The organism is Halocatena marina (genome assembly GCF_023276375.1).
GTDB lineage: Archaea > Halobacteriota > Halobacteria > Halobacteriales > Haloarculaceae > Halocatena > Halocatena marina.
On sequence record NZ_JALLPK010000001.1, the window covers coordinates 2,921,666 to 2,934,190 of the forward strand.

The 12,525-nt window shown below is 56.8% G+C and carries 14 protein-coding genes; 4 read left to right on the forward strand and 10 right to left on the reverse strand.

From position 1 onward, the window contains the following. Window positions 1-41: 41 nt before the first annotated feature. A complete protein-coding gene (locus tag MW898_RS13670; RefSeq protein ID WP_248908209.1) occupies window positions 42-1,331 on the reverse strand; it encodes a tRNA pseudouridine(54/55) synthase Pus10 in 1,290 nt (429 codons plus the stop codon). Window positions 1,332-1,969: 638 nt separating this feature from the next. Between MW898_RS13670 and MW898_RS13675 the strand changes: the two genes are divergently transcribed. After that, the gene (locus MW898_RS13675) at window positions 1,970-2,626 is read left to right on the forward strand and encodes a potassium channel family protein (protein WP_248908210.1); all 657 of its coding nucleotides are present in this window, start codon (window positions 1,970-1,972) and stop codon (window positions 2,624-2,626) included. A 162-nt stretch (window positions 2,627-2,788) separates the two neighbouring features. Here MW898_RS13675 and MW898_RS13680 read toward each other — a convergent pair whose 3' ends face one another. Next, window positions 2,789-3,163, reverse strand: coding sequence for a MaoC/PaaZ C-terminal domain-containing protein (locus tag MW898_RS13680; RefSeq protein WP_248908211.1), 375 nt, complete (start codon window positions 3,161-3,163; stop codon window positions 2,789-2,791). Window positions 3,164-3,373: 210 nt separating this feature from the next. Here MW898_RS13680 and MW898_RS13685 point away from each other — a divergent pair, with 210 nt between their 5' ends. Continuing rightward, window positions 3,374-3,832, forward strand: coding sequence for a DUF7384 family protein (locus MW898_RS13685; RefSeq protein ID WP_248908212.1), 459 nt, complete (start codon window positions 3,374-3,376; stop codon window positions 3,830-3,832). Window positions 3,833-3,906: 74 nt separating this feature from the next. On the opposite strand, the gene MW898_RS13690 is transcribed toward MW898_RS13685, so the two are convergent. The 6 genes from MW898_RS13690 to MW898_RS13715 all read right to left on the reverse strand — a co-directional run bounded on the left by MW898_RS13690 (window position 3,907) and on the right by MW898_RS13715 (window position 9,528). Beyond that, window positions 3,907-4,557 carry a non-canonical purine NTP pyrophosphatase gene (locus tag MW898_RS13690; RefSeq protein ID WP_248908213.1) on the reverse strand — a complete coding sequence of 217 codons (651 nt, stop codon included), beginning with the start codon at window positions 4,555-4,557 and terminating at the stop codon, window positions 3,907-3,909. Between the two features lie 73 nt (window positions 4,558-4,630). Then, on the reverse strand, window positions 4,631-4,900 hold the full coding sequence (locus MW898_RS13695) for a DUF5808 domain-containing protein (RefSeq protein WP_248908214.1): 270 nt from the start codon (window positions 4,898-4,900) through the stop codon (window positions 4,631-4,633). A 103-nt stretch (window positions 4,901-5,003) separates the two neighbouring features. After that, window positions 5,004-6,572, reverse strand: coding sequence for a bifunctional N(6)-L-threonylcarbamoyladenine synthase/serine/threonine protein kinase (locus MW898_RS13700; RefSeq protein WP_248908215.1), 1,569 nt, complete (start codon window positions 6,570-6,572; stop codon window positions 5,004-5,006). A 22-nt stretch (window positions 6,573-6,594) separates the two neighbouring features. Further along, window positions 6,595-6,918, reverse strand: coding sequence for a 30S ribosomal protein S24e (locus MW898_RS13705; protein ID WP_248908216.1), 324 nt, complete (start codon window positions 6,916-6,918; stop codon window positions 6,595-6,597). 270 nt (window positions 6,919-7,188) lie between these two features. Further along, the gene (locus MW898_RS13710; protein WP_248908217.1) at window positions 7,189-8,427 is read right to left on the reverse strand and encodes a M20 family metallo-hydrolase; all 1,239 of its coding nucleotides are present in this window, start codon (window positions 8,425-8,427) and stop codon (window positions 7,189-7,191) included. Window positions 8,428-8,487: 60 nt separating this feature from the next. Continuing rightward, window positions 8,488-9,528: an NAD(P)-dependent alcohol dehydrogenase gene (locus MW898_RS13715; protein WP_248908218.1), complete on the reverse strand. Its 1,041-nt coding sequence runs from the start codon at window positions 9,526-9,528 to the stop codon at window positions 8,488-8,490. Window positions 9,529-9,629: 101 nt separating this feature from the next. Here MW898_RS13715 and MW898_RS13720 point away from each other — a divergent pair, with 101 nt between their 5' ends. Together MW898_RS13720 and MW898_RS13725 are read left to right on the forward strand one after the other, a co-directional pair. Next, the gene (locus MW898_RS13720) at window positions 9,630-10,673 is read left to right on the forward strand and encodes an amidohydrolase family protein (RefSeq protein WP_248908219.1); all 1,044 of its coding nucleotides are present in this window, start codon (window positions 9,630-9,632) and stop codon (window positions 10,671-10,673) included. Then, the gene (locus tag MW898_RS13725; protein WP_248908220.1) at window positions 10,673-11,416 is read left to right on the forward strand and encodes an iron-sulfur cluster assembly protein; all 744 of its coding nucleotides are present in this window, start codon (window positions 10,673-10,675) and stop codon (window positions 11,414-11,416) included. Before MW898_RS13720 ends, MW898_RS13725 begins: the two co-directional genes overlap by 1 nt. Window positions 11,417-11,509: 93 nt before the next feature. Here the strand turns inward: MW898_RS13725 and MW898_RS13730 are convergent, their stop codons facing one another. Both MW898_RS13730 and MW898_RS13735 read right to left on the reverse strand, forming a co-directional pair. After that, entirely contained in the window at window positions 11,510-12,073 is a 564-nt protein-coding gene (locus MW898_RS13730) for a thioredoxin family protein (RefSeq protein ID WP_248908221.1), read from the reverse strand. A gap of 154 nt (window positions 12,074-12,227) precedes the next feature. After that, entirely contained in the window at window positions 12,228-12,410 is a 183-nt protein-coding gene (locus tag MW898_RS13735) for a DUF7317 family protein (protein ID WP_248908222.1), read from the reverse strand. Window positions 12,411-12,525 lie beyond the last annotated feature (115 nt).

The window sequence follows — 12,525 nt, forward strand, 5'->3', positions numbered from 1 at the left end:
AGCAAAATCGTTCCGTTCTCCCGCTCTAAAACGACAGCAGCCTACAGATCGGCGAAGAACTCCGGGCGTTCGAACGGCTCGTCTTCACCCTCGACGCTGAGGACATCGAGCGCAGTAACGCTACTCCCAACCCCGAGCAGACCGGAAAGACTCGGTTCTGTTCGCCCCTTATCGCTGCTGATGAGTTCTTTCACGTACAGTCCGCCCTCTCCGTGGAGTTCGATGGTCCCGTGGTGTTCGTCGTTCAGCTCACCGCTGATGGAGTAGACGGTACGGGTGCGTTCGATGTCGGCCCTGCGATGGTCGACACGCTGTGGCGTCCGCTGTTCGATCGTCGCTCCTTCGATTGACTCGATCGCCTCTTGTAGTGAGTCCGCACTGACAGGCGACCCGAACTCAACGTCCATGCGGTAGGTTTTCGAGGCCTCATGTCGCTTTACGCGCTCAACCATCTCGTGGGTAGCGTGTCGAAGTCCCGCTACTTCGACCGAGCCGTCTGCGTGCTCGTTGATCTCTCGCTCAAGTGGTTCAAGATCAACTGACCGTCGATGTGGATTTTCAACTTCGATTACGAATGGACGACCGTCGCCGAGCATCCGCGCATCGACATCCTCACGACCTGCACCGTGGAAAACAGCGTCACTCCCGTCCATTGCGTCGCGGAGTATCGGCGCTGTCTGCTGTTCGACGCTCGTTCCGTACCGATAACCGGTTCCGTCACATCCCTCGCAGGGAGCGCCTCGACGCATACCGATTCCGCCACAGTCCGAGCAGGGCCATCGGGTCTGGGGGATATCTCGCTCCAATTTCTGATATCGACCGTAGACGAACGCTGAGTTCACTTGTATTTCAATCTCGTCCGTCGCAAGGTCAATGAGAATGAGAACGTCAGGACGACCGAGATCGACATCGGTTCCGGTCTCCTCGCCGATACGCTTTCCAACCTCACGGTTGAGTTCCCGTTTTAACGGCTCACCCGCATCTTTTGGAAGATCGACATCCGTTCGCAACAAGTGATCGTTCTCTTCCAGCAGTGGTGGAACGCGCGTCCCGACCTGATACGTGCCGAATTCCCACTCTTCGAGTGATGCGAGTGCATTCTCGGCGAACGTATCGACCCGCGCAGACTCACCCTCACAGACCCAACAGACAGCATCATCCGAAACAGAGTCGTAGGGACGATCGTCTGCGAGCGCCAGCGTGGTGCGAAGTGATCGACCACGCGCTGCATTGGTGAGACCAAAGCTCCGGTCGGCCACGAGGCGTCCGAGACAGGAGTCACAGAGTGGACCGGTGTCAAGCGCCACTCGAGTGAGTTCAAGAAGATCCATTAATGGAAACACTCGCGCTGACACCTTTTCGCTTCCGAGTCAGCGTTCTTAGTCAAGACCATCAAAGACAGCATCGAAAGGTTCCAGAAGAGCCCGAGACAGCGAGTTGCTGCTACAATTTACAGAGAGACATACGTCGGAGCAACGCCGTACGCATCAATCCGTTGGCAAAGCCGCGAGTCGCTACGAAGAGACGCTAGACGATAGCACCATGTTCCTCCCGAGCATGGTCTCTAAGTTCCTCGGCCGTATCGAACGTCTCACCGCAACTGCATCGGTGTTTCGTCTCCACCGATTTATTAGACCCGTTAATGGCCATAGCTCTACCTCGGGCCACACCATTTTGTACGTTATGTTTTTTCATACCACCTCACCCTGAATAAGTGCCACTCACACGATTTGGCGAATCGCTCTCAAACCGATTCACACCCATCAAGCGCTACTAATCATGAAATAAAAGACGGACGCACCTACTATTGGTTGTAGAGCTATGAATAGACCGCCGCTCGGTGGATGAATAATCCCACGTGATATAGACAGATAATATATACTTCCTACAGTTGATGTTTCTTTTCGACCCGATTCGAACTGCTCACGAGAGACGAACGTTTTTATCTCCTGTTGTTCTTTTCCCCAATATGATGTCCGTAATTGTCGGGTACGGACGGGTTGGCATTAGAACGGCAGACATTCTCCGATCGGAGGGTCATTCAGTTGTGATCATCGATAACGATCCGGAAAAGGTCGAACGCGCTAACGAGGCAGGATTCGAGGCGCATGAAGGAAGCGGTGACGACGAAGAGATACTCGTCGAAGCTGGCGTCAAAACCGCTGATGCGGTCGGTGGCCTAACTGGGGATCTGAACGTGAACCTCAGCGCATGTGTCATTGCAGACAAGTACGACTGTCGAACAGTGTTACGGATCGACGACGACTATCACGCAGATATCTATGAGAAGTATGCAGCTGAGGTAGACGAAGTTATTTATCCCGAACGTCTCGGAGCAGCGGGTGCGAAGACTGCCATTCTCGGTGGAGATTTCGACGTACTTGGGGATTTAACAGAGAGTCTCTCTGCAGGCAGCGTTACCGTCCAAGAGAATGCAGACGTAATCGGAAACAGAGTTGTTGGAATCGATCTTCCGAACGAAGCGCTCATCTACGCACACGGACGGCAAGGCGAGCCGATGACCATCCCACTCCCACAGACGACGATCGAATCGGGTGATGAAATCGCATTCATGGCGGATCCAAGTACTGTCACCGAAGTCCGCACACTGCTCGGCGGTCGATAGGAAAAGGCCGGGCGCACGGTGGGGAGGATGGGGACGAGACCGCAGCGCGCGCCCATTGTTTAATTGACGTACTGCTGCTTAAAGCCACGTCAGACATCCGTCATACCCCAGTATTGGTTATAGCGTGTGTTCACAACCGCTCTCATTGCTGGTTGACTCCAATCATTTCCAGACGAGCCCGTCGACAGTGGCGCTCATCACCAGTTCGTTCGTCGTGTGACAGACGATCGAAGCCTTCAGATCGTATCTATCCTCGCGTTCATCGACGTGTTCGTTCGTCCACTCACACGTGACCGTCTCGCCTGTGTACACCGGGCTGTGGAAGTCGAATTCCATCGCACGGGCCAGACAGCCGAGATCGCCTCCGATTTTCGTCGGAAGGGTTGCCGTGAGCAGCCCCTGAACGACGAGCCGGTTCTGCTCGTCTGGCTCGGTGTGTATCGCCTGCTGATCTCCCGACAGTTCACCGAACTGCCTGACGGTCTCTTCGGTGAACGTCCGTTCGTACGTGTAGACATCTCCCTCCTCAGGTGCCATCGGTATCAGCGTTTTGAACAGAGGGACGTATATTTCGTGGGCATCGATTCGGACCGACAGCACGAGTGAGCACGATCGTTTTACTGGACCAGTGGATGTTTGCTCACAGAGAGTGCAGATAGAGCATGGACTGGACAACGTTGTTCGAGCGGGCGACAGAGTATGAGGTAACCATCGAAGAAATCGAAACCGCGCTCTCTGAGCGACGCAATGACTGAAATAACGCGCATTGTCGCAGACGCCGACGTGCTCGCCGCCGATCTCCTTGTCGGTGGGAGCGCTCGTGATGCGCTCACTCTCGTTCGGTCACACTCGTGGATCGAGCTCATCGCAAGTGACCCGCTGCTCGTGGACGCTAAAGCGATCATCGCTGCACTGACCACCGATGAGCTCGCGGACGATTGGCGTGAAACAATCGAACGAGAGCGGGTCGCAGTCGAGCATCCACCGGATGACCATCCCGCGCTCGCGTCTGCCTACCGAGGTGAAGCCGCACACATTCTCTCATTCGACGAACGGCTCCAGAGTGCGAAAGCAGGCGTAGCACTCAAACAACACGTAGATACAAGCGTCAAGCATCCCGACGCGTTCGTTCGCCTGTTCGATCCAGAACAGCTCCACGAAATCGTGTTCGATGAACCATATCCGGGCCCAGATCGTGTGCCGTGAGATCGGTACGGGCGACTTGTTTCGAACAGCTCTGCATAGATGACCGAACGGATCATTCGTAAACAGAATGAAGGCTACCGTTTGGCGAACCAGTCGCCGAATTTAGCGAGTGCTCGGCCTCGATGAGAGATCGCATTCTTCTCTTCTGCAGTCATCTCCGCGAACGTCGTTCCATTGTGTTCGAAGATGGGATCGTAGCCAAAGCCTCCCTCGCCGCGTGGTTCGACGATACGACCGAGGACAGTTCCCTCAAACAGTTTAACAGGAACAGTGCCGGAGTCGACGGTGTCGTCCGTTGTTGCCGTTGCACGCTCGTCTGCCGCGAGGTCCTGCCCTCGTCGGCCACGATCAACCGGTTCCGGTGTCGCTCCAAACGATTCACCGTCGCAGTAGGCGATGACACATCGGAAAGATGCCGACGCCCGATCCGAATCCGTTTGCTGGGCGCGGGCGATCTGACCAACCTGTTCGACGCCCAGTGTCTCTTCGACGAACGCCGAGTACGGGCCAGGAAACCCATCGAGCGCGTCGATGAATAGACCCGCGTCATCGACGATCACTGGTTCACCGACGTGCTCGAACGCGGCGCGTGCGCCGTAGGCTGCGATCGGTGCGAGCGTCTCCGACTGGATTTCCTGATAGTCGTAATCCAACGGCGTTACTTGATCGAGGTATTCGCGTGCCTCTCGAACCTTGCCAGCGTTCGTCGTCACGTAATGGAGCATGGTATCCATGCGGCGGTGACGAGAAAAGAACCGTCGATTCAGATGTTACGTCTGTTGTCGTTGGAGAATCGCGTCAGTCGACGATGACCTCAACCGGTTCGTCCTCGTCGAGCATTTCCGACTCCTCGCTGTGGCGTTGGTGATAGAAGAGAACGCCAGCGATAGCGAGAACGATCCACGACCGCCAGTTGGCGAGATTCAGCGTGTAGCCGATTCCGAAGGGCTTCTCGACGAGCATTCCTTCGTCGGGCCGCCAGTACGAGGACAGCATCCGTCCAACGCTTGGACGCTCGAAATTGTACGGGATACCGAACAATTCACCGGATTGCGGTTTATCGACCATGCAACGTGGTATGTCGGGCACAGTTAAACCGTTTACCACAGTCGAGTTACAGCAGAAGAAATTCAGATCAGTAGAGTATAGCTAAAATTAGTTTAGCGAGCGCTTACGATTGATATCGACCGCGTCCTTCAATCTCGCGCAGTTGACTGATGGCCGTCTCGTCACCGATCTCGCGGTATGCATCCTCAAACGCAGTAGCGAGTGGTTCGGGATCTTCTGCGGTCCCATCGAGACTCTGGTGAAACACGTGGAGGTCCATCGCGTAGTCTTCGACTGTATCGCTGTAGTACGCGAGGCCGAAGTCGATGAGCCACGTCTGTCCCTCGACGCGGACGTTTCGGGTCGTTGGATCGCCGTGAACGATTCCGACGTCGTGAAGCGTTGCGAGCGAGCGAGCAACATCTCGAACGTGTGCTTCGGTGAGGTCATCTCGGAGATCAGCATTCCCGACGTGCTCGAAGACGAGTCGATGCTCAGGAACATCCACGTCACGGAGAACTGGCGTCGGCACGCCAGCGCGCCGACTGTCGCTCGTTACCCGCGCTTCAGAACGGATCCGTTCTCGACGTAGACGCTCGTCGAGTGCAGGATGGCGGTAGCGCTTTGGAACGCGCGTTTTCACCATCGTCTCTCCGACGTGTTCGACTGTCGCCTCTGCGCCGCGCTGGGGTTCATCGCTAATCGAATGGGTCGGAGGGGACTGTGTGGACCGCCACGTCACTCCGACTTCATCAGGGCGGAACTTCGGACGGACCCGCGAGTCTTCGATGGCGATGGTATCATCGACAGCGGCCATTTTCGCACCGAGAACAGCGATCATAGCGGCGTTATCCCGCAGGAACCGTGCCTCAGGCGCGTAAAACGATGCTCCGCGATCCTCACACATCGTTTCGAGCATCTCCTGCAGACGGTGATTCTGGCCGACGCCCCCACCGAGAACGAGTTCGTTAGACCCCGTGAGCGAGAGCGCACGCTCTGAGACTTCCGCGAGCATGGCAAAGATCGTTTCCTGAAGCGAGAAGCAGATGTCTTCGAGTGCTTCACCGTCGTCGTAGGCTTCTTTTGCCGCGCTCATGATGCCAGAGAATGAGAAATCCATCCCCTTGACCACGTACGGGAGGTCGATGTACTCGCCATCCGTGGCAGCTGCTTCGACTTTCGGACCACCGGGATGAGACCACCCGACGTGGCGGGTAAACTTATCGATCGCGTTGCCGACGCCGGTGTCCATCGTCTCACCGAGCATCCGGTAGCGGCCGTTGTGGAATCCGAGCAAATGGGCATTTGCTCCGCTCGCGTTCAGACAGACCGGTGATTCAAAGCCCGAATGATGTCTGCCGATTTCGAGATGTGCGAGCATGTGATTGACGCCGACAAGCGGAACGTCTAGTGTTCCCGCGAGCGCCCGTGCCGCTGTCCCGACGATTCGCAAGCACGGCCCAAGCCCCGGACCACGGGAGAACGCGACGGCGTCGATCTGGTCGGTGGCGTCACGCGCATCACCAACGACTTCGGGAATGGCCTCGCGCATGTGCTCTGCGGCCTCACGGGGGTGAATGCCACCGCTTTCGGGCTGGTATGCGTCGGTGAAAATCGTCGTTCGATTGGTCTCTGTATCGTAGATGGCTGCGCTCGCAGCCCACGCGGTGCCCTCGATACCGAGAACGCGCATCCCTCTACTCCTGTCCGTCGATTCAGGCCTCTTCGGCCTCACTCTCAGTGTCTGCGTTCTCCGTCTCGACGCCGATCTTGTTCCGTTCGAGCATGTACGACTGCTCGACATCGCGGGCGCGCTGGGCGCTCTGGTACACTTTTGCGTACCCGATGGTCTTTCGCATCCCGTACTTTGTATCGAGTTTGTGGATGACGACCTCGTCCGCGTCCTTGTTCAACTTGGCTGCGAGACTGTCGCGGACGGAGAGCCGCGATGGTGTCGCTTCCTCGTGAGTCACTCGAAATCGTACATCAGAGCGGTGTAACATCGGGTTACCCTCTTCGGCGATGATCTCGATGTCCATGGTACCGTTACTTGCCCCCGAAACGACTAAAAGGATTTCGAAGCCGTGAGGTCTCAGTGGCCCGAAGAGAGGATACTTTTTTTAAGACAGTTTACACCCAACCGAGTCTGGCTGAGAGAGGATCGTGTTTCAGCCGAGGTGTCTCAGGAGTGGCCTTTTTTGGACAGTTCGTCGTGTCCTTTCCGATGACGAAATTGTTAGGTTTGGCCAATGGATCGCTCGGCACACTCGTGCATCTCGTCTATGACTCTCATTCTTTATTCTTGTCCCTCACGTGGCACCTGCCAACTCGGCGAGTGCACCTGCGAGGACGGTTGTTGCGCTCGCACAATCGTCCCAGTCGGTCCATTCCTGTGGACTGTGCGAGATGCCTGCACAGGAGGGAGCAAAGAGCATCCCGCTGTCGGTGACGCGTGCGATGTGCATCGTATCGTGGGCTGCCCCCGAGTGCAGCGTCATCGTTTCGATGGTTGCCCGCTCGCCTGCGTCGTGGAGCACTCGCTGGCACCGTTCGCTCATTGCTACCGGTTCGAGATCGAAATGGCGCTTGCAGGTCGTGTTGACGCCGCGTGTTTCGGTGAGTTGTTCGAGCGTTTGTCGCATCTGCTCGACGATCGCGTTCATCGATTCGTACTCCGTGCTTCGGATATCGACACCCATCGAAACGCGTTCGGGGATGACGTTCGTCGCGTTCGGTTCGACGGTGAGCCGACCGACGGTTCCAACCGCTGGCGCGCGTTCGGAGGCAGCCCGCGCCGCGTTTTCGACGGCCGTCACGAACTCGCCTGCCGCCGCAAGCGCATCGGTACGTTCGTCCATTGGCGTCGATCCGGCGTGATTTGCCTCTCCTTCGATGTGGACATCACAGTGTGTAATCCCCGTGATGTCGGTGACAACTCCCGCCGGAGGATTGGCTCGTTCGAGCGCGATGTGCTGTTCGATGTGGAGTTCGAGCCACGCGTCCCACGTGCTGGCGTCGAGGCGTCCCGTTCCACAAAAACCGATCTCTTCGAGGGCCGTTTCGAGCGTCTGACCGGTGTCATCACTCAGTGAGAGAGCTTCCTCAATTGACCGCTGACCGCACGCAACCGATGATCCGAGCAAGCCGGAACTGAACGTCGTTCCCTCCTCTTCGGTGAACGAGACAACGTCGATGGGACGCTCGGGGCTGCGGTCAGCGTCCTGCATGGCACGAACGCTTTCGAGGGCTGCGTACACCCCCAATGGCCCGTCAAAGATTCCACCCTCGGGTACCGAATCGAGATGGCTCCCAGATGCGACAGGAGCACCGCTTGCTCCCTCAGGCACCCATCTTCCGACGATGTTTCCGACGCTATCGATACGAATCGATAACCCAGCGTCGTCTAACCGCTCAAGGAAGTATTCGCGTGCTTTTTGGTTTGCGTCGCTTCCGGTGAGGACGGTTCGTCCGTGACCATCGCCATCAAGTGTGCCAAACGTGGCGGTCGTCTCGATATCCGTCCGAAGCCGGTCAGTAGAAATATCCATGTGTAATGATCCCGAGACGAGCGGTATATTGTGCGCGGATCGCACCACTTCGCTCTTCGGTTACGGTGTGATGACAGCTCTGCCCTCAATCTCGCGGTGTTCGAGTTTCTCTGCGACGGTGTTGATCTCATCGAGCGAGTAGCGCGAAGTGTGGAGTTCGACGTCTCCCTGCTCGACGAGCGCAACGAGTTCCTGCAGTTCGGTGTATTTCCCGACGAGCGTTCCGCGGTAGGCGAATTCTCCGTTGACGAACGCTTGTGAAGGCTCGTGAACATGCCCACCATATCCGACGATGTGATGGTCACCACCGGGGGCAAGGACATCGGGGGCGACGGCTGTCGTTTCATCACTGCCGACGAAATCGAGCACCTGTTCTGCTCCCACGCCATCGGTCAACGATTCGATCTCGGCGGCGAGATCATCTGTTGTGGAGTTGATCGTGTGGTCTGTCCCGAGGCGCTCAGCCAGATCGAGTGCTTCGTCTTTGATGTCGACTGCAACGAGCGTGGCGGCGGACATGGCCGAAAGACATTGCAGCCCAATATGACCGAGTCCACCGATCCCAATGACGATGGCATACGACCCAGGGACGAGTTCGGTTGCTGCCTTCTTTGCGGCGTGATAAGCCGTGATCCCAGCATCGGCGTGCGGTGCGATATCGACCGGATCAACACCGTCTGGAAGGGTGATCACCGCACGCTCGTTGGTGAGCAGATACTCTGCGAAGCCGCCATCGGTGTTCAACCCCGGGAAGGCGACGTTTTCGCAGTACATATCCTCACCCATTCGACAGGCCCTGCACACCCCGCAGGTTCGAACAGGGTGACAGATAACCTGATCTCCCTCAGAGACCATCGTCACGCTGTCGCCGACCTCAGCAACGGTTCCGCTGTTCTCGTGTCCGAGCGTCATCGGTAGGTCTTGGGGCATATACTCCGTCCACATTCCTTCGATGACGTGATTGTCTGTCTGACACCAGCCCGCCCCCTCAATCTCGATTACGACCTCGTCAGGAGCGGTCGCCGCAGGGCGGTCGAGCTCGTCGATACTGAGCGCAGTGCTCATGTCGTCCGTGTACTCGTGGAGACGCGCTGCTTGCATGATAGCATATACCAATTAGAACGAGTAAAAGGTATTGTCTCTCTGAATACTAATGCACTCGCCGAAAGTCATTTGTTATCGCACCACACACTAGTGTGCGTATGTACCGACACGAGGGAGAGGACGTGTTTGTCATCGATTCGCACATACACCTGTGGGACGCGAGCGAAGAGAACATCGTCCACGAGGGAGGCGAACAGTTCATCCAGTGCTTTTACGATTACCACACGGCGTTCACGCCGGAAGAGCACCAGTGGGATCTCGAAACGTACCGAAAGTACGGCTCAGAGAAGATGGTCGAGGATCTGTTCCGTGATGGATACGTTGATATGGGGATTTTCCAGCCCACGTATCTCACAGACTTCTACGAGGACGGATTCAACACGACGGATCAGAACGCTGAACTCGCCACTGAGTATCCAGAGCGGTTCATCCTCAACGGGCAGTTCGATCCTCGTGACGGCGAGGAGGGGCTGGAAGAACTGGAGCGAATGAAAGAGGAATACGGAATTCAGGGAGTGAAACTCTACACGGCAGAGTGGCGTGGCGACTCGAAAGGCTGGCGGCTCGATTCGCCCGAAGCGTTCGAGTATCTGGAAAAGTGCAAGGAGCTCGGGATTACGAACATCCACCCACACAAGGGACCGACGATTCGACCGCTCAATCGTGATGCGTTCGATGTGGCCGATGTGGACGACGCCGCGACGTCATTCCCAGAGCTGAACTTTATCGTCGAGCACGTCGGATTGCCTCGGCTGGACGACTTCTGTTTCATCGCTGCACAAGAACCGAACGTGTACGGTGGGCTTGCGGTTGCTGCGCCGTTCGCGCAGAATCGCCCGCGGAAGTTCGGTGAGATCATGGGTGAGCTGCTGTTCTGGCTCGGCGAGGACCGGGTGCTGTTCGGGTCGGACTACGCGCTCTGGGAACCCGACTGGCTCGTTCCCACCGTGATGAACGCCGAACTCACACAGGAACAGCGTGATGAGTTCGGTGTCGCTCTCACGACCGATGTTAAAAAGAAGATCATGGGTGAGAATGCTGCGCGCCTCTACGACATCGATATCGAAGAGCGAAAAGAAACACTTCAGAACGACGCTATCAGTGAACGGTTCGATCTCGGTGAGGGGGCTGTTGCAGACTGATGTCCCAGAGCGTATCAAGCGGCGAGCGCGCGGTGCTCGACCGACTCGACCGTGTTACGGATCCCGAACTCGATCGATCGATTGTCGAGTTGGACTACATCGACGAGCTTCGCGTCGATTCGTCCGTCTTCGTCCAGTTCAAGCTCCCGACCGCGTGGTGTTCACCGGCGTTCGCGTGGATGATGGCGACCGACATCCGCGAGGAAGTGCAAGAGGTGTCAGATGTCGATCGCGTCACCGTCAAGCTCGTCGATCACATGCATGCAGCGGAGATCACCCGTGGCGTAAACGAAGAACGCCCGTTCGAGGCCGTGTTCGAAGACGCTACTGAGGGCGTCGAAGCAGCGCGCGCGATGCTCGATTCGAAAGCCCGACTCGCCCGCCAGTACCACGCTGTCAACACACTGCTCGATGCGGGTCTCGAACCGACACAAATCGTCGCACTCACCCGGAATGACATCGCGTTCGACGACGCAGCCGAACGAGCAGCGATTTCAGTCGCTGACGGACTCACCATCTACGCCCCTCTCGCGCCGCTCGCAGAGTACGTCGAGAAAGCCCGCGAAACGGGCGTTCTGTCCGCTCCCGACGAGCGTCTGTTCGTCACCGCTGACGGAGAACCGATCGCACCCGAGGCGTTCGATCGGGTCCACCACCGTACCCGAGCAGCCAAGACGAACATGGCGGGACAAGGAGCAGTCTGTGATGCGCTGCACAACGCACGATACGGGGAAAGTGAGTGAAACAGGAGTGCGGAGACGAACAGCTGCACGCCGTAGATATATCAGACCCACAACTGTTAGATAATATTCAGATTTGTGTATCCCCGAACAAGTTCACTTCCACTTGATCGAGCAGCCACGCGCTGGCCGGAACTCCTGTTCGACGGTTTCTCCCGCGAGGACTGTGTCGATAATGGCGCGCATCTCGAATCCCGGTTCGCCCGACGGTTCGTCATCGGGATTCGCCGCGTCATCGAGTCGGCCGTGATAGGCGAGCCGGAAGGCATCATCCTCGTTCGAGAACAAGAACGGATCGGGGGTACACGCCGCATCGTACGCACGAGCAACGTCTTGGCTCTCATCGCGGAGATACGCATCGTACTCGATGACATCGTCTGCGAGTTCGGCCATTCGTTCGAACGAGTCCTCCGGATACGTTGTTGCGTCGTTCGAGTTGATTCCGACGACTGCGACCGCTTCGTAATCAGAGGCAATTCCGTTCAGTGCGTCTATTTTCGCCTTTGCATACGGGCAGTGGTTGCACGTGAATACGACGAGCACCGCGTCGTATTCACGAAAATCCGCGAGCGAATACTGCTCACCGTCGGTCCCAGGAAGGTCGAAATCCGGTGCAACGTCGCCCTGTTCAAGCTCTTGTGTGGATTTTTCGAGTGCCATATCGGGACGATGGATCCAAGCGACATGTATATTCGTATAAAGTAGGTTATAGAATCAGAACGAATTCGATGGTTCGGACGTCTCTAGTACAGACACACGAAAGCGCTGCAGCCTGAACCCCTGAACAGCCACAGCAGGATTTCAGCAGCGACGACTAGTCAGCGACGGCAAACTCTTCGTCCGCAGAGACTGATTCGTCGCGGATTTCAATGTTCTTGAGGCGGAGGCGCTCGCGCATCATTCCGGGAGTGATGCCCACGTATCGAGCTGCCTGTTCAAGCGTCAAGGTTTTCGCCTGGTACAACGATATTGCCGTTGCGACCACGTCCTGGCGCATACTCTTTCATGCATCCTATTGCCCTATAAGCATATCGTGAGATAATATGTCATTATATTCGTGTCGTGCGAGTGTGTTTCATTGTGTAGCAAGGTTTTTTGCTGGCGTCATCGGG